Genomic DNA, 22,672 nt, shown 5'->3' with positions numbered 1-22,672 from the left:
GAATCTATTTCTTCTGCAACAAACATTATTAGGAGGATATCATTTGAAATTTAAAGAACTAGGCTTAGAACCAGACTTATTGGCAGCAATCGAGCGTTCAGGATTTGAAGAAGCAACACCCATCCAAGAGGAAACAATCCCTCTAGCATTACAAGGAAAAGACGTAATTGGACAAGCACAAACAGGAACTGGTAAAACAGCTGCTTTTGGTCTTCCAATGTTACAAAAAATCGATACATCAAAACGCGTATTGCAAGGAATCGTTATTGCACCGACACGTGAGTTAGCAATCCAAACACAAGAAGAATTATACCGTTTAGGCCGCGATAAAAAAATCCGTGTGCAAGCAGTTTACGGTGGAGCAGATATTGGCCGTCAAATTCGTGGACTAAAAGAAAACCCACATGTTGTTGTCGGAACACCAGGACGTTTATTGGATCACATCAATCGTCGCACACTAAAACTAGATACAATCGAAACGTTAGTTTTAGATGAAGCTGATGAAATGTTGAACATGGGATTCCTAGAAGATATTGAAAAAATCATTTCTAAAATTCCATCAGCTCGTCAAACATTATTATTCTCAGCAACAATGCCGCCAGCAATCAAAAACATTGGCGTGAAATTCATGAAAGAACCAGAACACGTGAAAATCAAAGCAAAAGAAATGACAGCTGATTTGATTGATCAATATTATGTTCGTTCTAAAGACTTTGAAAAATTTGATGTGATGACACGTTTATTAGACGTTCAAACACCAGAATTAACAATTGTTTTTGGTCGTACAAAACGTCGCGTAGATGAGTTAGCTCGTGGTCTGGAAGCTCGTGGATACAAAGCTGAAGGAATTCACGGAGACTTGTCTCAACAAAAACGTATGAGCGTTTTACGTTCATTCAAGAGTGGGAACTTAGATATCTTAGTAGCAACAGACGTTGCAGCTCGTGGATTAGACATCTCAGGAGTAACACATGTTTACAACTATGATATCCCTCAAGATCCTGAAAGCTATGTTCACCGTATCGGCCGTACTGGTCGTGCTGGTAAAGGCGGAATGTCTGTTACTTTTGTTACACCAAATGAGATGGGCTATTTACATGTCATTGAAGAATTAACGAAAAAACGTATGACACCATTACGTCCACCAAATGAACAAGAAGCATTTAAAGGACAATTAGGCGCAGCAATCGAAACAGTTGAAGAAAAAATGGCAGAAAATGGTCTAGATAACTACTTGCCTGCTGCTAAAGATCTTATAGAAAAATATTCTGCTGAAGATTTAGCAGCATTATTACTAAAAACTATTTCTAAAGACCCATCAGATGCTGTACCAGTAAAAATTACACCAGAACGTCCATTACCATCAAATAAAAAAGGCTTCAATAAAAATAATCGCAGCGGTGGCGGTGGTAATAGCCGTAACCGTAATAAAAATGGCGGTGGCGGTTACCGTGGTAACAAAAATAACAAAGGTACTGGAGCTGGCGGCAGTGGAAACGGCGGCGGCTACAATAAGAGCAAAGACAATCGTTCAGCAAAACGTCACAACGATAAAAAACGTAGCTTTGTTATTAGAGATAACTCAAATTAATAAATTCAGGAAAAGTAGAAATAAGAATAAACTTGTTTCAGTTTAACTAATTATTGGATTTTAAGAGGGTAGAACAAAGCTTTTATGCTTTGTTCTGCCCTCTTTTATTTAATATAGCTTCAAGAGCTAGCACTTCGGGAAAAAGATAAAAATTGAATGAGGCAAAAAATGTCCCAGGCAATTTTTCCTATTTTCCTGTCAGTGCTGGACGAGCTCATTCAGCTTTTTATTTAATCTAGCTTCAAGAGCTATGACTAAATAAAAAAGATAAAACCTAAAAGGGTGAAGTATCTTCTCAGTCATGTTTTTCTATTTTTTAGTAGAGATTGAATGGACTCTTTCAGCTTTTTCTTAATTTTTACATTATTATGTGGAAAAATTGCTAAAATTTGATAGAATAAGAGTAATTTATAAAATAAAAAAAAGAGGGTTCGGAAGAATGATAAAAGGAATTGGTATAGATATGGTAGAACTCTCAAGAATCGAAAAGATTATCGGAAACAAATCCTCTTTTGTAAAACGAGTTCTTACCGATGATGAGCATGCTCTTTTTCAAAAATTACCTCATAAACGTCAAGTAGAGTTTTTAGCAGGCAGATTTGCTTGTAAGGAAGCTTTTTCCAAAGCATGGGGAACTGGAATCGGGAGTATTGGGTTACAAGATGTTGAAATCTTAAAAGAAGAGAATGGTGCTCCAAAAGTTACTAAATCTCCTCATGAAGGCAATGTATTTGTTTCAATTTCGCACACGGATACTTTTGCAGTCGCTCAAATCATTTTGGAGGGTGTAGAAATAAGAGATTAATTTATCTATTAAATTTGAATAAAGGTTGTGACAAGGCTTTTGATCAGGTATTGTTTTGACCTTAAAAGAAAGAAGGACATATATGGCTGTAGGATGGCATCGTCCCACAAAGTTAGTGATCGATACACAAGCAATTAAAGAAAATGTTGGCAATGAAGTAAAACGAATGCCACAAGGAACTGAATTATTTGCGGTAGTCAAAGCAAATGGTTATGGTCATGGAGCTGTTCAAACGGCCAAGGCGGCCATTGAGGGAGGCGCTACAGGATTTTGCGTGGCAATCTTGGATGAAGCCATAGAACTTCGAGAAGCAGGCTTTACAGAGCCAATACTGATTTTAAGTGTCGTAGATGTTTCTTACATAGACTTGTTGTTGAAATACAATTTATCTGTCACGGTAGCAACTCAAGAATGGCTGGAACAAGCGATTGAACAATTGAACCATATAGAAACACAAACACCACTGAAAATACATATAAAAGTCGATACAGGCATGGGGCGAATTGGATTTACTACGCCAGAAGCCGTAAAACAAACAGTTGAATTAGTACAATCAACACAGACGCTTGATTGGGAAGGAGTATTTACACATTTTTCTACAGCAGATGAAAAAGACATAAGCTACTTTGAAAAACAAACACATCGTTTTCAAGCAGTATTGTCCGTACTTGTTGAATTGCCAAGATATGTCCATGTAAGTAATAGTGCGACAGCGCTTTGGCATCCTGATAATGTGGGGAATATGATTCGTTTTGGTATAGCTATGTACGGATTGAATCCATCTGGACGTGCGTTGCCGGAAACTTATCCATTGAAGCCAGCACTGAGCTTAGTCTCAAAATTGATTCATGTGAAAGAACTTTCAGCTGCAGAAGGAATTGGTTATGGAAATACCTATACAACAACTGAAAATGAATGGATTGGCACAGTACCGATCGGCTATGCAGATGGATGGCTACGCCATTTACAAGGTTTTTCAGTCTTAGTTAATGGTGAGCGATGTGAAATTGTCGGTAGGATCTGTATGGATCAATGCATGATTCGTTTACCCAAACAAACAGCAGTAGGAACACAAGTTACATTGATCGGACAGGATCATGGAGAAGAGATCACAATGCAAATGGTCGCAGATAAACTAGAAACGATCCATTATGAAGTAGCATGCACGTTTTCAGAACGTATGCCAAGGGAATATAAATAGAATAGGAGGTTTCAAATGGTCAAAAGGGGTGACATATATTTTGCAGACTTATCCCCTGTTGTAGGATCAGAACAAGGGGGAGTACGTCCAGTACTAGTCATACAAAATAATTTAGGTAATCATTTTAGTCCAACGATTATTGTCGCAGCAATCACAGCGAAGATGGCTAAGCCAAAATTACCAACACACATAGGAATTAATTCCGAAGAAACTGGGATCGAACGAGATTCGGTCATTTTGCTGGAACAGATTCGTACGATCGATAAAATACGTTTAAAAGAAAAAGTTTGCCATTTAGGCATAGAAATTATGGATTCTGTGGATCGTGCATTGGGAGTTAGTGTAGGGATTTTGGAAGCAGAACTAGAAGAAGAAAATCTTGGTACATATCGTTAAAAGTATCGGGTATTTTAATGGAGAACATAAGACATATCCTTTTTTCATTAGTACCAGGATAGTCGTTTGAGACAACGTAATTCTATAAAGGATCACTTTGTTTTTTACTTATAAATTGTTATTTATTATTATTTAATAATTAGCAATAATAATACTGATAGTGGCAACAGCAAACAAAAAATTAATCGGATTTAAACGGTTTCTTTTCTCTTGAATAATAAAAAAATACTAAATTTTGTAATTATACCTCCTGTTTTTATTGACTTTTATAAGTGTTTATAAAAAAAAGTTGGCAATAACGATACGGAATGTTACAATAAACTATGTATAATTGGGTAGAAAGTGGATAACTTTCAAAAAAATAGATATATTAAGTGTTTTTTTATTAAGGGATAAAGGAGTTTATATTTGATGACGATTTTCATGTTTGTATTAGTAGTAGCACTGTTTCTTTTTTTCAGTTATCAGTTGTATGTTCGATTCCAACTGGAGAGCTTAGATTCTGATAGTCCAAAAATGAAACGCAAGATCAATTTTTACAAGTATCAAGAGAATAATCGATCATTACTATTTTTAATGATTGCAGCAATTATTTTTTGCCTAATACTATTGGGGGTACTTTACAATCAAGATACTTTAAGAAAAGATAATAAAGATTTAGAATTGAAGATAGAAGAGATTAAAGACGCCAGAGGAGGAGCTTCTGGTGCTGAAATTGAAAGCTATAAAGAAAATGCATTGAAATTAACTGAATTCCCATGGAAAAAAGTCGTTGAAAGCAGAGATTCTCAAGCATTAGATAATTATGAACTTCAACTTCTAAGAGATTGGCAGCCCTTTTTTGGAGAAGCCAATGTGGCAATCATGATCAGTCAAAAAACGGAAACATTGACAGTCTCAGTTTTTCCTACAGCGTTGACATTTAGTGATTTCCAAACAGCTGAAAAAAATATTGAAACGTTTATCAAAGAGTTACAGCCAGTAAAAGAAATCACAATGATTGATTTTAACTTTACATATCGAGATAAAACGAACAAACTTTCTAAACAATCAATCGTTTATACAAGAGAATCAAAAGACAGTAACTTAGAAAAGGTAGCATTAGACAAATAGAGTAGAGAAATAAAAGACGGGGTGTAAACACATGGCAAAGAGACGGTTAATTAAGAAAATTAACGAGGTTTCCGAAGAAGAATTATCACAAGATGTAGAGTTCAATTCGGATAATGAACAACCAGCAACGGCAGTAACAACAAATAATCGTAATTTAATGGCTGAACAAGAACAAGAGATTACTCGTTTAAGAGAATTGATCGAAGAATATAGAATGCAAGAATCTGAATTCGAACAAAATAAAGAAGAGAATTTTCGTTTATCTCAACAAAATAAACAATTAGTAATCAAGGTTGAAACTAGTCAAGATGAACTTGAATCATTAAAAGAGAAAAACGATGAGTTAGCGACGCAGCTCAACCAAAAAGAAACTGAGATTTTTGAACTGGAAGATGCGAATGAAACTGCTGATTCTACAGAAGAAATCACTCGCTTAAAAGCACAAATCGAAGAATTAAAGAAAGAAAATGTTAGTGGCCAAGAACAAATTGCATACTTGGAAACAGCACTTGTTGAAAAAGACAAAGTATTAGAAACACAAATTCTTGAAAAAGAAAAAGAAATACAACAATTACAAGCTGATTTAGCTGCCCGAGGAACAATCGGAGAAAAACAAGAAGCATTGGAGACGGTGAAGATGGAATTAGAATCATTGAATGAAAAACTTCAAACTACTGATAAAGAAAATCAAGAGTTGACACAAAAACTTGCTGATCTTCAAGAACAAATGCATCGCTTACAACAAGAAAATCAAGAATTAAAAGACAAAGAAATCAAATTATCGACAAATAGTGATATCTCAGTTGATAACAGTCGCGTTGAAGAATTGAAAAAAGAATTAGAAACAGTTCTAACAGAAAAAAGTGAGTTGGAAGCAAATCTAGGCCGGATTCAAGGATTGAATGATAAATATTCTATTCAAAAAAATGTGTTTGAATCTGAATTAGCAGGCTTAAGAAGTATCTATAAAGAAAAAGAAGAAGAATTAGAAAACTTAAATGCTGAACTTGAAACAATGCGCAGCATGTCTGCAACAGGTGAAGCTACAGGGAATCAATTAGCTGAACTATTGCAAGCAAAACAACAAATCAATGATTTATTGTTAAAAAACCAATCGTTACAAGAAGAAGCCTTGAAATCTCAACAAGAGATTGGGGAAGTAATGGTTTCTGCTAAGAAAGAAGCTAATCGCATTATCAGTGAAGCACAAGTTGAATCAAAACATATGATCAACTCAGCGGAACTTGAAATGTTAAACATTGGTAACCGTGCTAAAAATATTTCTAATGAAGTAGAAGAATCTAAAAACGAAGTAATGACAATTTATCGTGAATTAGAAGAACGTTTAAACAAACTATCACGTTTGGATAAATCTGGAAACTAGACGATCACAAAAAATGAAGGGAAGAACAATATGAAAAAATGGATCAATAAAAAATATTCTATTCTGTTGATTTTTTCCGCAATATTGTTTAGTACTGCTATTTACTTTATGTCTAGTTCATTGGTTTTAGGAGCATCAGTAGGCGGCGGTACGGAATCTGCACCAGTAACAGCAGACGGTGGAGTAGCGATTACACCAACTCCAACTCCTGCAGCGCCACAAGCAGAACCAAAAAAAGAAACGACAACTGAAAATACCGTTGCTGAAAATAAGGAAAAAGAAGCGCCTAAAGAAGTCTATGTTGTAAAAAACGGCCAGACTTTATGGGAAATTGCTCAAGATTCAGGCCTATCGATCCAAACATTAATGAACAAAAATCAGCTTAGTAGTAGTGTCATTGTTGAGGGACAGGAATTAGTATTCGATCAATAATAAGATTTAGGTGGGGGGGAGCAAAACTTTTAGAGTTTTGCCTCGCTCGCTTTTTTTAAATATATGAGAATCCACTTGCTGGTTTTTTATATGGAAAAATACATAGCAGTCTGTTATTCTTAATTAAAAGTATTAATCGGTATGATTGAGGTGCATCATGGATGAAATAAGACAATTTTTTGAACGACTCAAACGACAATTAAAACGGAAATTTAATAAGAACAAAAAATCAAAAAATAAAAGTAAGAATAGAAAACGCCCCCAACCCGGGCCTAAAAAGAAACGCCCACAAGCTAGAGAAAGAATTGAATCTACAAGAGAAGAACCAAGAATTAAACCAAGACCAAAAGAAGAATCAGACAGAATCTCCGAACCAATCAATAAAAAGAGAAAAAAGAAAAAAATAACCAAAGAAGAATTTGAAAAAAGAAAAAAGAAAAAAAGAAAAGAAAACATCATTGAAATCATCAAATTTATGCTACCAGTTGTGCTATTTGCAGTCTTTGTTTTTTTCTTTATTTTGAATACTTCTCCTCATATGGTTGATGGAGATTCGATGAAGCCGACATTGCTAAATGGTGACCGGGTCATTGTCCGCCGTACGAAAGAACCTAAAAGATATGAAGTCATTACATTTAAACCACCTGTAAAAAGTGAGTTTCAGTATGTGAAACGAATCATAGGTATGCCAGGAGATTTAGTTTGGACTGAAGGTAACGACTTGTTTATCAATCATCAAGCTGAATCTTTACCAAATGCTTCAGAACTATCTGCAGCAACTGAATTGCCGGATGGAACAATCAAAGTCAATCTGTCTGAAGAGAGTTTGAAACAAATGTCACAATTGAAAAAAATTCCTAAAGGACATTATTTTGTATTAGGGGATAATCGAAATAATTCAAGTGATAGTAGGACTTTTGGATTAGTTGATGGTCTAGCTATTGAAGGGGTTGTTTCCTTTAGGTTTGCACCGTTTAAAGATATTGGATGGATAAAATAAAAAACGATAAATCTTTATCGTTTTTTTATTTTTATTAATTTATATAAAAACATTATTATTATCGATGTTTATCACTATTAAAACAAATAAATAGGTATGCAAATATAATTATATTTATCCTAAATTTACGATTATTCTCATTAAATTTAATAGGAACAAAGAAAACAGAGAACACGAAGGGGCTGTTCTCTGTTATAATTTCAATTAGTGATAGATAAAAACAAACTTTATTTTACCTAGTATCGATCAACTGGATAATCAGTTTTTCGATTTCAGTCATATCATAGCTATTACCAATATCAGAAAATATATAGACAAGTTCTTGTTTTTCAGAAATCGTGTCACTATAAATATTGGAAAGCAAGATGTCATAATGACTATCTTCTTTAAAGGCTTCCGCTTTGATGGGGTATTTATGGCCTAAAATATTTGTTAAATGCTGGATAACTAGCTCACCAATGAAAGGGTTTAATGAATGATAAACACCAATCGCAATTTTTTCTTCATTTAATTCAGCAATGTGATTCAATATGATTGTGTAGTGAATTTCAGTGAATTTATTTTTATAGCTCCCTTTTTCACCATCTTGGTCAAATCTTTTAGTCGCTATATCCATCAATTCAAAAACTTCGTTACCAGAAAATGGATGACGGTGTGCATTAACGATGGACTTTATGGTCCAACTATCAAAAGGCAAAATAAAACCATCAAAATAATAAAGCTGAGAATGAAGCTGGAACAATAAATTTTCAATATACAATAATCGAGCAGATGAAGCATAGCTCGATAGATAGCCTTGTTGCTTTAAATATTTTAAGATCACTTTGTTCATATAGTTTAAATAAGAACTTTCCCTACGTTGTTTTTCTGCCAAGCGAAAAGCAAAAGAAGAATTGGGCGAAAAATTATGCATAGAGCAAAAGAAGTCATAAAACATGTATGCTTCGTAAATAGTATATGGACGGTCGATTTTTTTCATATATGTATGTAAAGATAAATTGATTTCTTCAAATAAAGGTCGATCAGGATAATCGTAGTTTGGACTAATGACTGGATTATATTCAGTCGTCAGTCGTCTAAAAGAAATTTTCATCCATAACTTGATCTGAAGTACTTCGGTCGGATCAAATACTAGATTAAGAGACTCCTTTAAAATATCTACAAAACCAAGATATTGATTAGCAGTTTCTTTTTCTAAACTTGACTTATCTTCAAAAAGAAACCAAAAAAAACTAAAGAAAAAATAACGAATCTGTTTTTCTTCACCGATTAATTTTCCGCGTTTAATTTGAAGTCGAAATTCTTTCAAAAGATCATTCAATTCTGTAATTTTCCGATAATACGTTGCGGAGCTGATGGCATAGTTCAGCTGAAAATAATCACAAGTCAATTCACCTTTATGGAACAATTGATTGATCATTTGAAATTTAATGGATTTTTCCAGAAAAAGCACAACAACTTTCTTTAATGGAAACGTTGGTTGTTTTTTCAAAGAGATATTTTCACCGTGTAATGTTATTTCTACCTGCTCGTTTACTTGATTCTCTTCAAGAAAACTTTGGAGGAAAGACAGATATTCATTTAATGTTGGTAAGCTAATTTGAAACTCACTGACTAGCTCGTTTTTTGTCGCTTTGCCTTGATTGTTGTATAAAAATAATAATATATCATTCATATAATCGAAGGGCTTTTCTAAAAAATCTCGTTTTAGCATAATAGACACCTCACTTTAAGCATACTTGATTCATGAGAAAATGGCAATACGCAACGTATAAAAAGAAAGTAACTAGCTATTATTATTTAAAAAAAATGAAATTATAGATATAATGGAGTGTAATGTTGTTTTTATTTTACATTTATATAATGGTAATGATGGTTTATTCAATTGAAGGGAGAAGAACCATAGTGAAAGTAGTAATTATCGGAGCCTCACATGGAGGGCTTCAGGCTGCATTAACATTAAAGAAATTAAATCCTCAAACTGAGGTTATTCTAATTGAAAAAAGAAGTGAAGTCAGCTTTGTTTCAAGTGGAATTGTTTTGAAATTGAATCAATTGGTCGACGAGTTGGACAACGTAAGATACCTAACATTAGAAGAATTGAATGAAAAAGGTGTAGATATTTTGCTTAATGCAACAGTTACTACGATCGATTCGGATGAAAAGACAATTATTTATCAGGATACTCATAAAAAATCACACGAAATCAGCTATGAAAAGCTAATTCTTGCGACAGGTTCAAATCAGTTTTCAACGAATATGACATTACCAAGTAAAGACAAAGTAACTGCTTTTAAAAACTATCCAAGCTCTAAGGAAGTGTTAGGGAAATTAGAAAAAGCAAAATCTATTTCGATTGTCGGTGGTGGGTATATTGGTGTAGAGTTGTGTGATGCCTTGAAAGGGCAAGGAAAAAAAATTCATTTGATTGAAAGTGCCGATTCAGTCCTTTTTCGTTATTTAGACAAAGAGCTATCTTCACTAATTGAACAAAAAATTCGTGATTCGGGAGTTAAACTTCATTTAAATGAGAGTGTTATTGGATTTTCAAACATAGAGGAAGAGATGTTTATCACCAAAACAACGAACGAAGAAATCCAAAATGATTACGTGGTCGTGGCTGTTAATGCCCGTCCAGATACCGCATTGGTGAAGGATTTTCTAGATTTAAACGCAAATGGGACAATTCGTGTCAATGAACATATGCAGACAACTGATCCAGATATTTTTGCCTTAGGAGATGTTGTTTCTTATCCCGTTCACAATAGTTACCGCAAGTCATTTATTCCTTTAGTAAATAATGTTGTTCGTGGTGCAACGGTTGCGGCTATGAATGTATTAGGGCATTCGCTGAAATATAATAAAACACAAAAAACGACGGCTACTAAAATTTTCAACTGCTATGTTGCAAGCACTGGTTTAACAGAAGTGGAAGCTAAATTTGAAGGGATCGATGTTGAAAGTATCTTTTTAACATTGCCATGTCAGTTACCTTATCTTGAATTACAGGAAGACGTACATATCAAGATGGTTTTCGAAAAAGGATCGCACAAATTAGTTGGTGCTCAATTGATGTCTGAAAAGGATATTACGCAATCAATTAATACTTTATCTTTAGCAATCAACAAGGAAACAACGCTTGAAGAGTTAGTTACAATGGATTTTTACTTTAACCCTGGAATCAATCAACCGATGGGGATCATTAGTCGAACGGCATATGAATTTTTGATCAAAAAGTATAAAGTTTAAGGATTTAGTAACATATATTCTTATATTTTTGAAATTATTGGATAATTTTCGTGAAGATTGGAACATTATATGATGAATGGGGTCAATTGATTGTAATCCGAACATTGCCGAAACAGCAAGACAAAGACGTTTTTTGTTTGTTACTGTTTTTATAATTCGTATTTTTCAGTAGAAAAGCAAATTACTTCTACTTATTGTTATTTAAGCTTATAATAGAATAAAATTCTAGGAGGCATAGCCGATGAAAGCAGACGAGAAAAAATTTTATGACTTCATAATGGATCGAACAAAAGCAGATCATCAAGAAGACATGAAACATTTGCTAGCAGAATTGATGGAAAGAAGATCAACGGATAAGCTCGATAAGATGTATCTTATGAGCGTGGTTCCTAGAGCACTTTCTTATTTAGATCCTGATTCAGTAAATGAAGTAAAAAAAGTAGTATCAGAGTTTTCAGCAAAACTATAAGCTATAAAAATAAAGGCAAGCTGATTCATTTGGATGAGTTTGTCTTTTTTTAGGTGTCTGAAAGTTTCAGTTGAAGAAACAAACTTGAAAAATTAGTTCTTTGAATCGTGTAAATAAATACATAGAAGAAATCTCTACGACAATTCAAGAAACCTGTCGTAGAAATGGACAAAATTTGGATTTTTCATTTGTTATTGATAAAAACATTATGCTAAAGTAAATCAGTCATTAAAAAGAGTAGGTGAGCAGGATGAAACATATAAAAAATACATTGAAGTTATTTAAATTAGATTGGCAACGCATATTTAAAAACCCGATCGCTACATTTTTGATTATTGCACTGATGATTATTCCATCACTTTATGCGTGGTTCAATATCAAAGCTTTGTGGGATCCTTATGCAAACACAGGAGAGTTGCCGATTGCGGTATATAGCGACGACAAAGCAGCGACATTCCAAGGGAAAAAAGTGAATATCGGTGATGAAGTGCTGAAAAATCTTCACGAGAATAAACAACTAGGTTGGCAATTCGTCGATTCAAAAAAAGAATTGGACAAAGGGGTAAAATCTGGTAAATATTATGCTGGTATCTATTTACCAAAAGATTTCTCTAAAGACTTATTAAGCTTTACGACAGGAGAAATCACGAAACCTAAAATTGACTATTCGATCAACGAGAAAATCAATGCAATTGCGCCAAAAATTGCAGACAAAGGAGCTTCTTCTTTACAAGCCCAAATCACAGATCAATTTACCAAAACAGCTAGTAGTACTTTGGTAGGCGTGTTTAACGATATTGGTTATAATTTAGATTCCAATTTAGTTAGCATTACAAAAGTAAAAAACATGATTCTCTCAACTGATGAGAATATTGATCAAATCGATAAATATACACAAGAAGTTGTCGCTTTGCATGGTAAAATGCCAGAATTGAAAACAAAGTTAGAGAAAGCAAATGAATTTGTGGATTACTTACCTGAGGTCGATGCATTGGGTGCAAAACTGGTCGATTTAAATGGTAAGATGCCGGCAATCAAAGAACAAGCGAAAGTCATCTTAACTTTACAGAATAAAATTCCTGAAATTCAAAATGCTGGTAAGCAATTGGCAATGATCGATGAAGATTTTGCTTCAGTTGAACAGACGATGAACGAAGGAATTAATGAAGCAAAACAAGGATTAACAATCATTCAGCAAGTTCAAACTGCTCTACCAGATATTGAAAAGCTTGGAAATCAAGCAGATCAATTGGCGACTGCAACGAGCGAAGGCGCGGCGAAATTACAAGAAGCATTGCCTGGTATAACTAGTAGTATGAAAGTAACCTTACAAGCAATTGGAACCATTAGTTCTAGTGTTGGATCTGTCGTTGAGCAATTGCGCGACAACCGATTGACACCAGATGAACGTGAAATGTTGAAACAACAGTTATCCAGTAGTTTAGGGCAACAACAAGTAGTGATTCAACAATTGATCCAAACCTTGACTCAAATTCAAGAATCTGCTGGAAATCAAGATTTACAGCCAACTATTGATAAGTTAACAACGGTTAGCAACTTGATTTCAACTTTAAAAGCAAAAGTGGATAGTTTAGATGTGAATGCCATTACCGATGCTGATCTGGAAGCTATTCAAAATGGCGCAAATGAAATCGCCGCGACAGCTTCAAGTATTGATGTTGATGCAGTTTCAAACATGGTCAATGATATTTTAACTAAATTGATCGCGACTATCAGTACGGCTCAAGGTCTTCTTGATAAAGCGAAACAAATCGATTTTGCTACATTATTGAGTTCAACTGAAGGTACGGTGTCTAATGCAATAGGTATCTTGGAAAAATACCAAGCAGAGCTACCTGCAATCAAACAAGAAATCCACGATGCAAATGTTTTGCTGAACGGTCATATGGATACGATCGTAAATGGCATCAATAAAGGTGCTGAACTTTATAACAACGAATTACCTGTAATAGAAGAAAAACTTGGATTAGCGGCTGATTTTATTCAAAATGATTATCCAGGACTTAAAGACAATATCACAGGTACTTTGAAAATGGTCAACGAAAAAATGCCGGATTTAGAATCAGCTTTAAACAAAGCAAACGATTTAGTTCAAAACGATTGGCCAAATATCAAAATAGGGCTTCATAAAGCTGCACAAGCGATCCGAAAAGGTGAAAAGGATGTTGACCTTGGGCAAGTAATAAAGTTACTTAAACTAGATGCTAATGCTGAAAGTGACTTCTTCGCTAAACCAGTTGAAATCACTGAAAATAAAATTTATCCAATTGCCAATAACGGATCAGCAAGTACACCATTTTATACCGCATTATGTTTATGGGTAGGGGCTGTTTTATTCTCAAGTGTTGCAACCACTGATTTTTATTTAGATGAAAAGGATCGTGGAAAATATTCTAAACGAGAACAATTTTCTGCAAGAATGTTAACCTTCTTAGTCATGGGATTAGCGCAAGCTTTGATTGTTACTTTAGGAAACTATTTCTTATTAGGCGTGGATGTAAGACAACCATTTTATAGTGTCTTGTTTGCATTATTGATCGCTTTTGCCTTTATGATGATGGTGTATGTGTTAGTCGCTTTGTTTGGCAATGTCGGAAAGGGTGCTGCGATCATTATCTTGGTGCTCTCCATTTCGGGCGGTGGGGGAAATTACCCAATCCAAGTCTCCGGTAAATTCTTCCAATTTATCAATCCGTTTTTACCATTCACACATGCGGTGAATTTATTACGAGAATCAGCTGGAGGAATTTATTGGCCAAATGCGTGGAAGGCAATCATTATTTTGGTTTGTATTTCGATCGTTTTCTGTGTATTAGGTGTTCTTTTGTATCCTTATATTGAGGAAAAAACAAAGAAATTAGCGGAAATTTCTCATGAGAGCCATATCTTCCATTAAAAATAACTATTGATCAATACCAAAAGATTGAGATGTCCTTATCAAGGGGCGTCTCAATTTTTTGTGTTTACTACAGGTCTGTTTGAGGGATTTTCAAGGTGTCCCTAACAAAAAAACAAAGAACGTCAATCAATCAACTTGGGTCGTTCTAAACAATAAAAAGTCGCTAATAAAAGTCGCTTTTTACTATACAAATTTCTGAAATCATTTTATAGTTTTAAGATATGCTAAAAACGAGGTAGGGATTATGATGATAAATTTTTTAATTGATCGTTTTGAAAAGAGGCAACAAAAAAATTCTGATATTCGAACAGCGTTTGGGATTTTTGCCGGAATCGTTGGTTTATTATCCAACTTGCTGCTTTTTGTAAGTAAATTATTGATTGGGTTGATTTCCGGCAGTGTATCGATCATGGCAGATGCGATGAACAACTTGTCAGATACAGTATCATCTGTTTTGACCCTAGTCGGTTTTTATATTTCTGGGAAGCCGGCCGATGAAGAACATCCATATGGTCATGAACGGTTTGAATATATCAGTGGTATGCTGGTTTCTTTGTTGATCACGTTTGTAGGATTTCAGTTTTTTATGACCTCGATCGAACGAATCAAAGATCCCCAAAGTATCAAAGTAACACCTATTATCCTGATTATTTTAGTCCTATCGATTTTGATCAAAGTCTGGCAAAGTGTTTTTTATCAGCGAGTCGCTAAAAAAATTGATTCAAATACGTTAGTCGCAACGGCTAAAGATAGTTTAAATGACGTATTTACAACGATTGCTGTTTTAGTTTCAGCCACAGTCGAAGGAATTACTGGATTAAAAATCGATGGAATCGTCGGCTTGTTGATTGCGTGTTATATTATTTTTAGCGGCCTTCAGTTGATTCGGGAATTTGTGAACGAATTGATGGGATTACGCCCTAATCAAGCAGCAATTGATGAAATGAAGCTGTATTTATCGTCTGTTTCGGAAATCGTGGGTTATCATGATTTGCTGATTCATCAATATGGGCCAAGCAAAACATTTGCTTCAGTGCATATCGAAATTGATGACCGTTGGGACTTAACTAAGGCTCATGAAACAATCGATGAGATCGAAAAGAAATTTAAAGAGCAGTTAGGTGTGGATCTGGTTTGTCATATCGACCCAGTAAACTTACATGATCAAAGGCAACAGTTTATACATCAAGAGCTGAAAAAGATTATTAAAGGAATCAATAGTGAACTAAAGGGGCATGATATTCGTTTGGTGGATCACGGTGGAAAACCGCATATTTTATTTGACTTAGTTGTCCCAAATCATTTTAAGGCAACCGACCAAGAACTAAAGATTCGTCTACAAGAGCAAGTCTATAGAAATATTGGCGATTATATCGTAGAAGTGACCTTTGATCATAATTATCTATTGTAAATATATTCTAAAAAAAATGAAAATAGTATGTAATAAAACCTTTTTCTCAAAAAAATATATAAAACATGATGTTTTATCTAAAAAAATGAAAAAATATCGACTTCTAACGTGTTAACATAGATATGGCTTGTTAGGAGGAGTTATAAAAATGGATAAAAATTTAGTAATGGTTCTATATTTTTTGGTTGTAGTGATCGTCGTTTTAACATTAGTGATTGTCAGGGATAAACAATTTTTGCAGAATTTATTGGGAAAAAAAGAGATACAACAAGAAGAAATCACGGACTTGAAGTTAGAAAAAGTTCGTTTAAAACATATAATAAGGATGCAAGATGAAACGATTTCTCACATTTTGACAACAGATACTCAGTATTCTAAAAGAGTAGAGATAGGTTATTCAAACAGAGATAATCTAGAAGAGTATGGAATTCAAGAATGGCACTTGGATGAGTTTGAAACTATGAATCGAGATTATTATCAGTAAAAAAGCGGCGAAGGGCTGACTCAAGTAGTTATCCCTTAATCGCTTTTTTATTTTCAAAAATACATGTAAGGGTTACTTAAGATTTTCCTTGTATGTAACTCTATAAAACCCTATACTAAAATAAAAAAAGGGGGATGTTGAATGGAGACTCAGTTGATCGTATTGGGGTTTGTTATACTGATTATTTTGATTATTATTGTAATGGAAATTTATAACCGTTTAAAGTTAAGGGAAATGGTCAAAAGCAAATGGGGAACATTTCCTAATGCACGTTTTTTTGATAAAGAAGAAAGTTTAAAAGTAGCATGGCAAAAGGCTAAAAAATACAGAAATTACGACAGTGAGATCGATGATATTACTTGGTATGATCTAGATGGGTTTGCCTTATTTGAACGAATCAATGGGACGTATTCAAGTGTTGGTTCGCAAGCCCTGTATCAACGGTTACGGAATTTCAACTTCACTGAACAAAGTCATGACCGTTTAGAACAATTGATCGATTATTATAAACAAAATCCTGCTATTCGAGAAGAAATTCAATTTCAGTTTGCCTGTTTAGGTAAACAAGATAATAACCATGTAGAAAGTTATTTAAGCGAAACAAGAAGTCAAGAATTACCAAATACCAAATTATATTTATTTTGTGGATTATTGCCGATAGTGGCGTTAGTTTTATTATTAGTCTGGCCAACGACGCTATCAATTGTATTACTTTTAGGATCGGTATTATTTAATGTTATCTACTATCAGATAAAAAAAGAAAAACTACAACGTGAATTGACTTGTATGGGATACTTGGTTCAAACTGTTGTTTGTGCAAAAAAACTAGGGAAAATAAAAACGCCTTTTCAAGAAGAATTAACTAAAAATCTTCAACCACTCGCTTCAATGACTAAATTTGGTATTTCTTTCAGAATGAAGTCCAATAGTGAAGCTGAGATGATGTTTGATTATTTAGCAATGATTTTCATGTTGCCATTTATTTCATATAATTTTGTTCTGGAAAAATTGACAAATTATGAGATTCAGGCAAAAGAAATGTGGCGTTTACTTGGAGAATTAGAAGTTGCAGCAGCTGTTCTAAACTTTCGAACGATCATGCCTGATACCAGTCAACCAGTCTTTTCAGATGAAATTGTCGTGACTGGAACAGAAGTTTACCATCCTTTATTAGCAACAGCTGTACCAAATGAGGTACACTGGACAAAAAACACCCTTGTAACAGGTTCTAATGCTTCGGGCAAGTCTACATATGTCAAAAGTGTAGCAATCAGCTGTATCCTCTCTACAACGATTCACACAGCTTTGGCTACAAAGTTCCAATTACCATTTGGGCATATCTTGACCTCAATGGCTGTTGAAGATGATATTTTTGAAGGAGATAGTTATTTTGTGGCAGAAACTAAATCAGTTAAACGAGTGCTGGATTTTGCCGAAACGAACGTCCCTTGTTTGTGTTTCATTGATGAAATATTAAAAGGAACGAATACGATCGAACGGATAGCCGCTTCATCTAGTATGATCCATTGGTTAAATAATTACCCATCACTCGCTTTTGTCGCGACGCATGATATCGAACTGACAGAAATATTAAAAGAATCGTGTGACAATGTTCACTTTGAAGAGCAAGTAACCAAAGAGCAAGGAGTGACATTTGATTACTGTTTGAAACAGGGGCCTGCAACCACAAGAAATGCAATTCAGTTGTTACATGTATTGAATTATCCAAAAGATGTCGTTGAACAAGCGAAAAGAGAAGCTGATTATTTTGACGAACATCGGACTTGGCAAACGTTATAATGACTATCAAGGCATGGGCAACTATTAAAGTTGCTTGTGTCTTTTTTTGAACAACCAAAAAAGAGGAGAAAAGCGAAATATTTTTTATGAAAGAATAAACTTGTTAAAATGAAGAAAATCAAAGGTCTAAGAGTTTCTTTAATAGTTAAGGAGGGAGAGATGAATTTTTTAATAGTTTAGCATATAAATAATTGACAATCACAATTTATGAGCGTAGCATATGTCATTGTTTGTGGAAAAAAACATATATTTTTCTGAAAATAGGATAGAAAAAATCAGAGAAGGAGAGAGGAAAAAAGTGGACTATTTGAAACGATTGTTTATCGGGAAACCTTTAAAATCTACTGAAAACGATGAGCATAAATTAAGTCGATTTGCGGCTCTTGCGTTATTGTCATCAGATGCCTTGTCTTCGATTGCTTATGGTACAGAACAAATCGTTGTTGTACTCGTTACGTTATCTGCTGCTGCCATATGGTATTCGTTACCGATTGCTGCTTTTGTTATTATTTTACTTATTTCATTAACGTTATCTTATCGGCAAATCATTCATGCGTATCCTCATGGCGGCGGAGCCTATGTTGTCAGTAGTGAAAATTTGGGAAAGAATGCAGGTCTAGTGGCTGGCGGATCATTGTTAGTTGATTATATGTTGACAGTTGCCGTTTCCGTCTCGGCAGGAGCTGAGGCGATCATTTCAGCGGTACCTGCTTTCTATGGTCATCAAGTAGCAATTTCGATCGTTATTGTTTTGCTGATCATGTTGATGAATTTGCGTGGGTTAAGAGAATCAGCTGGTTTTTTGATGTTTCCTGTATATAGTTTTATTGCTGTGATTACATTGCTGATCGCAACCGGCTTATTTAAAATCGTTACGGGTGCTGTACCGTTACATGCAACCGCAATACCTGGAACAGTTGTGCCAGGCATTACGATCGCCTTGATTTTGCGGGCATTTTCTTCTGGCTCATCTTCATTGACAGGAGTTGAAGCAATTAGTAATGCGGTACCATTTTTCAAAAAGCCTAGAGCAAAAAACGCGGCAGGTACGTTAACATTGATGGCTGCAATTTTAGGTTTTTTCTTTGTCGGAATCACATTTATCAACTATTGGTATGGGATTGTTCCACAAACTGAAGTGACTGTGTTGGCTCAAATCGGAAAAGCGGTCTTCGGTCAAAATATTCTTTATTATGTATTGCAGTTTACAACGGCGTTGATTTTAGCTGTGGCTGCCAATACGGGATTTTCAGCCTTTCCAGTGCTCGCATATAATTTAGCGAAAGACAAATTTATGCCGCACATGTATATGGATCGTGGGGATCGCTTAGGCTATTCAAACGGGATATTGACTTTGGCTGCCGGTTCCGTTGTGTTGTTATTGATCTTTCAAGGGTCAACGGAACGATTGATTCCACTTTATTCGATCGGTGTATTTATACCATTTGCATTATCTCAGACTGGGATGGTTATTAAATGGCGGAAAGAAACTAAAAAATGGTTGTCAAAATCGATTGCTAATATTGTTGGAGCGTTGATTTCTTATGGTATTATCGTTATTTTGTTCATGTATCGATTAGGTGATATCTGGCCGTTCTTTATTATTATGCCCGTTTTGATTTTTGTTTTTTACAGTATTCATGCTCATTACCAAAACGTAGCCGAACAACTGCGCTTAGAGGAAACGATTAAGCAACAGGAATTTTATGGTAACACGGTCATTGTTTTAGTTGGAAATGCGACGCAGGCAAACGTAGGTGCAGTGAATTATGCTCGTTCGATTGGCGATTATGTCGTTGCGATGCATGTATCACTAGATGAGAATGTCGAAAAAGAAAAGGAAATTGAAGCAGAATTTAAACAACATTTTCCTGATATTCGTTTTTCAGTCGTTCATTCTTCTTATCGTTCCATTACGAATCCAATTCTCCGTTATGTAGATTTGGTGAGTAAAAATTCAGCGAAACGAAATTATACAACGACGGTCTTGATTCCGCAGTTTGTCCCTAATAGGCGCTGGCAAAATATTCTGCATAATCAAACGAGTTTACGTTTACGTCTACGATTATCTTGGCGGGAAAATATTGTTGTAGCCACGTATAGTTATCATTTGAAGAAGTAATAACAAAAGCAGGTAAGAATTTTTTTAAATTCTTACCTGCTTTTTCTTTTAGTTTTTCTAGGAATGGTTACTCGCTGGATCTAATCGGCGTTCGATCATGCCCAATACCCAGTCTGTAATGATTGCCATTAAAGCTGTTGGCAATGCTCCTACAAGGATGATGGCTGTACCATCTGTTGCATTCGTTCCACGAATAATAATATCACCAAGACCACCGGCACCCACAAAAGCACCGACTGCTGTGATTCCGATTGCGACAACTAAAGCATTACGAATCCCTGCCATGATTACGGAAACGGAAAGTGGCAATTCTACCATATAAAGTCGTTGCCATTTCGTCATACCCATTCCTTTACCTACATCTAAAATATTTCGATCGACTTGGATCATGCCTGTATAGGTATTTTTGATGATCGGTAAAAGAGAATAGAGAAAGACGGTGACAATAACAGTATTTACCCCAAGCCCAAGACCTAGCATCAAAATCGAAAGCATAGCTAGGGAAGGAACTGTTTGGATCAAGTTTGCGATACTGACGACCCAGCCAGCCATTTTTCTTCTGCGAGCAATGAAAATGCCAATCGGTATTCCAACGATTGCGGCAAATAAGACACCGTAGATAGAAATTAGAAAATGTCGGACAAATTGACTCAAAACATAACTGCCATTTTGCTCAAAGTAATAGAAAAACTGTTGCAGTAAATTCATATCTTGTAGATTCTGCATTATTTTCCACCTCCGTCAGATTCGAAGAAATGGTGTTCTTTTAAGAAATTTTCAGCAACTGTTTCAGGTTCCATTAAATCGTTATCTGCTTGATAATTTAGTTTTTGCATGGTTTCTGTTGAAATTTTTCCTGATAGTTTAGCAAGTACATCATTCAATTCAGGATGTTCTTTAAGCACTTCATCAGTTGCAACAGCACAGGCATCATAAGGTGGGAAGAAGTGAAGGTCATCTTCTAGAATAACCAAATCATAACTTCTAATTCGACCATCAGTTGAATAACCTAAAACCACGTCCATCTTATTAGCTGCAACGGCATCATAAACTAAACCGATCTGCATCGGGAAAACGCGTTTGAAATCAAAACCATACGTTTCAGTAAACCCTTTATAACCGTCACCTTTACGGTCGATCCAAGAAGTATCCACACCTGCGGTCAATTGATCGCCAACTTTTTTAAGGTCGCTGATGGTTTTTAAATTATATTTTTTAGCGGTTTCTTGTGTGACCATAAATGCGTAGGTATTGGCAAATCCATAAGAATTAAACCATTTTTGCTGAAATCTTTTTTGAAATTCTGATTCTACTACGTCGAACGCTTTTTTAGGATCTTTGATTGGTTCCAAATTTAACGTCGTAGTCAAATCCGTTCCGGTATAACGGGCAGCTGAAATTTGCGCATCCCTGTTTATCATTGCTTGATGGTTGATCGTAGTAGTAGCTAAATTGTTGATGATCGTTGTTTTTTCATCTGTATAATGTTCGATCATGCCAGCAACTAAACTTGCTAATATTTGAGCTTCCGATGTGATTCCACCCGTGATGGAAATTGTAGAGTCATCAGAGTTAGAAGCCAATCCTGGTAAAGAGCAACCTGATAATAGCAGTGCGCTACAAAATGTTATGAGTAATAATTTAAATTTTCGTTTCATCATTCTGCCTCCCTTAATGCTTTAGGAGTTAATTTCTTCTCTAACAGACCTAATAATAAGTCTGCAGCTAAAGCTAAAATAGTAACAGGAATGGTTCCAGCAAAAATCAAGTCAGGTTGATAATTATTTAATCCGCTGAAAATAAAGTCTCCAAGACCACCTGCACCAATGTAAGAAGCGAGTGTTGCCCAAGCGATCACGTATACTGCAGCGAGTCGAATCCCCGCCATGATCGTCGGCATAGCGATAGGTAATTCAACCATGAAAATCGATTGTACATTCGTCATGCCCATTCCTTTTGCGGCATCTTTATAATCAGAACTTACTTCTTTGATCCCAATATACGTATTTCGTAAAATAGGCAACAAGGAATAAATAAGTAAAGCAATGATCGCTGGAATTTTACCAACACCAAAGATCGGGATCATCAACGCAAGTAGTGCCAATGAAGGAACCGTCTGTAAGGCGCTTGTTAAACCAATGACAATGGCGGCTGTTCTTTTTGTTCTCGTCAACAAGATTCCAATCGGCACTGCAAATAAAATTCCTAAGATGAGTGCAACACCAGAAATAAAGATATGCTCACCAATTTTAGTAACAAGTTCATTTCCTCTTTCTAAAAGAAACTGATTCATTT

At 35.1% G+C, this 22,672-nt stretch carries 19 protein-coding genes; 15 read left to right on the top strand and 4 right to left on the bottom strand.

What is annotated here, in order from left to right:
• Positions 1 to 43: 43 nt before the first annotated feature.
• The 8 genes from cshA to lepB all read left to right on the top strand — a co-directional run bounded on the left by cshA (position 44) and on the right by lepB (position 7,922).
• The gene (gene cshA / locus BCR21_RS10485) at positions 44 to 1,591 is read left to right on the top strand and encodes a degradosome RNA helicase CshA (protein ID WP_069646403.1); all 1,548 of its coding nucleotides are present in this window, start codon (positions 44 to 46) and stop codon (positions 1,589 to 1,591) included.
• A gap of 439 nt (positions 1,592 to 2,030) precedes the next feature.
• On the top strand, positions 2,031 to 2,396 hold the full coding sequence (gene acpS, locus BCR21_RS10480) for a holo-ACP synthase (RefSeq protein ID WP_069646402.1): 366 nt from the start codon (positions 2,031 to 2,033) through the stop codon (positions 2,394 to 2,396).
• 82 nt (positions 2,397 to 2,478) lie between these two features.
• Entirely contained in the window at positions 2,479 to 3,597 is a 1,119-nt protein-coding gene (gene alr, locus BCR21_RS10475) for an alanine racemase (protein WP_069646401.1), read from the top strand.
• Positions 3,598 to 3,612: 15 nt separating this feature from the next.
• Positions 3,613 to 3,993, top strand: coding sequence for a type II toxin-antitoxin system PemK/MazF family toxin (locus BCR21_RS10470; protein WP_010763889.1), 381 nt, complete (start codon positions 3,613 to 3,615; stop codon positions 3,991 to 3,993).
• A gap of 411 nt (positions 3,994 to 4,404) precedes the next feature.
• Positions 4,405 to 5,106 (top strand): hypothetical protein, encoded by a 702-nt coding sequence (locus tag BCR21_RS10465; RefSeq protein WP_069646400.1) that lies wholly within the window; start codon positions 4,405 to 4,407, stop codon positions 5,104 to 5,106.
• 31 nt (positions 5,107 to 5,137) lie between these two features.
• Entirely contained in the window at positions 5,138 to 6,490 is a 1,353-nt protein-coding gene (locus BCR21_RS10460) for a coiled-coil domain-containing protein (RefSeq protein ID WP_069646399.1), read from the top strand.
• A 30-nt stretch (positions 6,491 to 6,520) separates the two neighbouring features.
• Positions 6,521 to 6,922 carry a LysM peptidoglycan-binding domain-containing protein gene (locus BCR21_RS10455; protein WP_069646398.1) on the top strand — a complete coding sequence of 134 codons (402 nt, stop codon included), beginning with the start codon at positions 6,521 to 6,523 and terminating at the stop codon, positions 6,920 to 6,922.
• Positions 6,923 to 7,079: 157 nt separating this feature from the next.
• Entirely contained in the window at positions 7,080 to 7,922 is an 843-nt protein-coding gene (gene lepB / locus BCR21_RS10450; protein ID WP_084013289.1) for a signal peptidase I, read from the top strand.
• 232 nt (positions 7,923 to 8,154) lie between these two features.
• Here lepB and BCR21_RS10445 read toward each other — a convergent pair whose 3' ends face one another.
• On the bottom strand, positions 8,155 to 9,636 hold the full coding sequence (locus tag BCR21_RS10445) for an AcpB/EbpR/MafR family transcriptional regulator (protein WP_069646397.1): 1,482 nt from the start codon (positions 9,634 to 9,636) through the stop codon (positions 8,155 to 8,157).
• Between the two features lie 191 nt (positions 9,637 to 9,827).
• Here BCR21_RS10445 and BCR21_RS10440 point away from each other — a divergent pair, with 191 nt between their 5' ends.
• From BCR21_RS10440 to BCR21_RS10410, 7 genes are all read left to right on the top strand, one after another.
• Positions 9,828 to 11,171 carry an FAD-dependent oxidoreductase gene (locus tag BCR21_RS10440; RefSeq protein ID WP_069646396.1) on the top strand — a complete coding sequence of 448 codons (1,344 nt, stop codon included), beginning with the start codon at positions 9,828 to 9,830 and terminating at the stop codon, positions 11,169 to 11,171.
• A gap of 241 nt (positions 11,172 to 11,412) precedes the next feature.
• Positions 11,413 to 11,640 (top strand): hypothetical protein, encoded by a 228-nt coding sequence (locus BCR21_RS10435; RefSeq protein WP_069646395.1) that lies wholly within the window; start codon positions 11,413 to 11,415, stop codon positions 11,638 to 11,640.
• Positions 11,641 to 11,890: 250 nt separating this feature from the next.
• Positions 11,891 to 14,557, top strand: coding sequence for a YhgE/Pip domain-containing protein (locus BCR21_RS10430; RefSeq protein WP_069646394.1), 2,667 nt, complete (start codon positions 11,891 to 11,893; stop codon positions 14,555 to 14,557).
• A 250-nt stretch (positions 14,558 to 14,807) separates the two neighbouring features.
• Positions 14,808 to 15,971: a cation diffusion facilitator family transporter gene (locus BCR21_RS10425; RefSeq protein WP_069646480.1), complete on the top strand. Its 1,164-nt coding sequence runs from the start codon at positions 14,808 to 14,810 to the stop codon at positions 15,969 to 15,971.
• Between the two features lie 148 nt (positions 15,972 to 16,119).
• Positions 16,120 to 16,455: a hypothetical protein gene (locus BCR21_RS10420; protein ID WP_069646393.1), complete on the top strand. Its 336-nt coding sequence runs from the start codon at positions 16,120 to 16,122 to the stop codon at positions 16,453 to 16,455.
• Between the two features lie 141 nt (positions 16,456 to 16,596).
• A complete protein-coding gene (locus BCR21_RS10415) occupies positions 16,597 to 18,255 on the top strand; it encodes a MutS-related protein (RefSeq protein ID WP_069646392.1) in 1,659 nt (552 codons plus the stop codon).
• A gap of 298 nt (positions 18,256 to 18,553) precedes the next feature.
• Positions 18,554 to 20,377 carry an APC family permease gene (locus BCR21_RS10410; protein ID WP_069646479.1) on the top strand — a complete coding sequence of 608 codons (1,824 nt, stop codon included), beginning with the start codon at positions 18,554 to 18,556 and terminating at the stop codon, positions 20,375 to 20,377.
• Between the two features lie 57 nt (positions 20,378 to 20,434).
• On the opposite strand, the gene BCR21_RS10405 is transcribed toward BCR21_RS10410, so the two are convergent.
• The 3 genes from BCR21_RS10405 to BCR21_RS10395 are packed head-to-tail and all read right to left on the bottom strand — an operon-like array spanning position 20,435 to position 22,670.
• The gene (locus BCR21_RS10405; protein ID WP_069646391.1) at positions 20,435 to 21,103 is read right to left on the bottom strand and encodes an ABC transporter permease; all 669 of its coding nucleotides are present in this window, start codon (positions 21,101 to 21,103) and stop codon (positions 20,435 to 20,437) included.
• On the bottom strand, positions 21,103 to 22,038 hold the full coding sequence (locus BCR21_RS10400) for an osmoprotectant ABC transporter substrate-binding protein (protein ID WP_276204493.1): 936 nt from the start codon (positions 22,036 to 22,038) through the stop codon (positions 21,103 to 21,105). The genes BCR21_RS10405 and BCR21_RS10400 overlap by 1 nt, the downstream gene beginning before the upstream one ends.
• Positions 22,035 to 22,670 (bottom strand): ABC transporter permease, encoded by a 636-nt coding sequence (locus BCR21_RS10395; protein WP_069646389.1) that lies wholly within the window; start codon positions 22,668 to 22,670, stop codon positions 22,035 to 22,037. The genes BCR21_RS10400 and BCR21_RS10395 overlap by 4 nt, the downstream gene beginning before the upstream one ends.
• Between the last annotated feature and the right edge of the window lie 2 nt (positions 22,671 to 22,672).

Source organism: Enterococcus ureasiticus (assembly GCF_001730285.1).
GTDB classification, from domain to species: Bacteria; Bacillota; Bacilli; order Lactobacillales; family Enterococcaceae; genus Enterococcus_L; species Enterococcus_L ureasiticus.
The sequence above is the reverse complement of the archived record's forward strand: the minus strand, read 5'-3'. Positions and strand labels throughout refer to the sequence as shown.

Bases quoted from the DNA above. Each gene is read 5' to 3' on its own strand.
- BCR21_RS10445 (WP_069646397.1), bottom strand. From the start codon at position 9,636: ATGCTAAAACGAGATTTTTTAGAAAAGCCCTTCGATTATATGAATGAT.
- BCR21_RS10395 (WP_069646389.1), bottom strand. From the start codon at position 22,670: ATGAATCAGTTTCTTTTAGAAAGAGGAAATGAACTTGTTACTAAAATT.
- BCR21_RS10415 (WP_069646392.1), top strand. From the start codon at position 16,597: ATGGAGACTCAGTTGATCGTATTGGGGTTTGTTATACTGATTATTTTG.
- acpS (WP_069646402.1), top strand. From the start codon at position 2,031: ATGATAAAAGGAATTGGTATAGATATGGTAGAACTCTCAAGAATCGAA.
- BCR21_RS10425 (WP_069646480.1), top strand. From the start codon at position 14,808: ATGATAAATTTTTTAATTGATCGTTTTGAAAAGAGGCAACAAAAAAAT.
- BCR21_RS10455 (WP_069646398.1), top strand. From the start codon at position 6,521: ATGAAAAAATGGATCAATAAAAAATATTCTATTCTGTTGATTTTTTCC.
- alr (WP_069646401.1), top strand. From the start codon at position 2,479: ATGGCTGTAGGATGGCATCGTCCCACAAAGTTAGTGATCGATACACAA.
- BCR21_RS10435 (WP_069646395.1), top strand. From the start codon at position 11,413: ATGAAAGCAGACGAGAAAAAATTTTATGACTTCATAATGGATCGAACA.
- BCR21_RS10470 (WP_010763889.1), top strand. From the start codon at position 3,613: ATGGTCAAAAGGGGTGACATATATTTTGCAGACTTATCCCCTGTTGTA.
- BCR21_RS10460 (WP_069646399.1), top strand. From the start codon at position 5,138: ATGGCAAAGAGACGGTTAATTAAGAAAATTAACGAGGTTTCCGAAGAA.
- BCR21_RS10405 (WP_069646391.1), bottom strand. From the start codon at position 21,103: ATGCAGAATCTACAAGATATGAATTTACTGCAACAGTTTTTCTATTAC.
- BCR21_RS10400 (WP_276204493.1), bottom strand. From the start codon at position 22,038: ATGATGAAACGAAAATTTAAATTATTACTCATAACATTTTGTAGCGCA.
- lepB (WP_084013289.1), top strand. From the start codon at position 7,080: ATGGATGAAATAAGACAATTTTTTGAACGACTCAAACGACAATTAAAA.
- BCR21_RS10465 (WP_069646400.1), top strand. From the start codon at position 4,405: ATGACGATTTTCATGTTTGTATTAGTAGTAGCACTGTTTCTTTTTTTC.
- BCR21_RS10420 (WP_069646393.1), top strand. From the start codon at position 16,120: ATGGATAAAAATTTAGTAATGGTTCTATATTTTTTGGTTGTAGTGATC.
- BCR21_RS10430 (WP_069646394.1), top strand. From the start codon at position 11,891: ATGAAACATATAAAAAATACATTGAAGTTATTTAAATTAGATTGGCAA.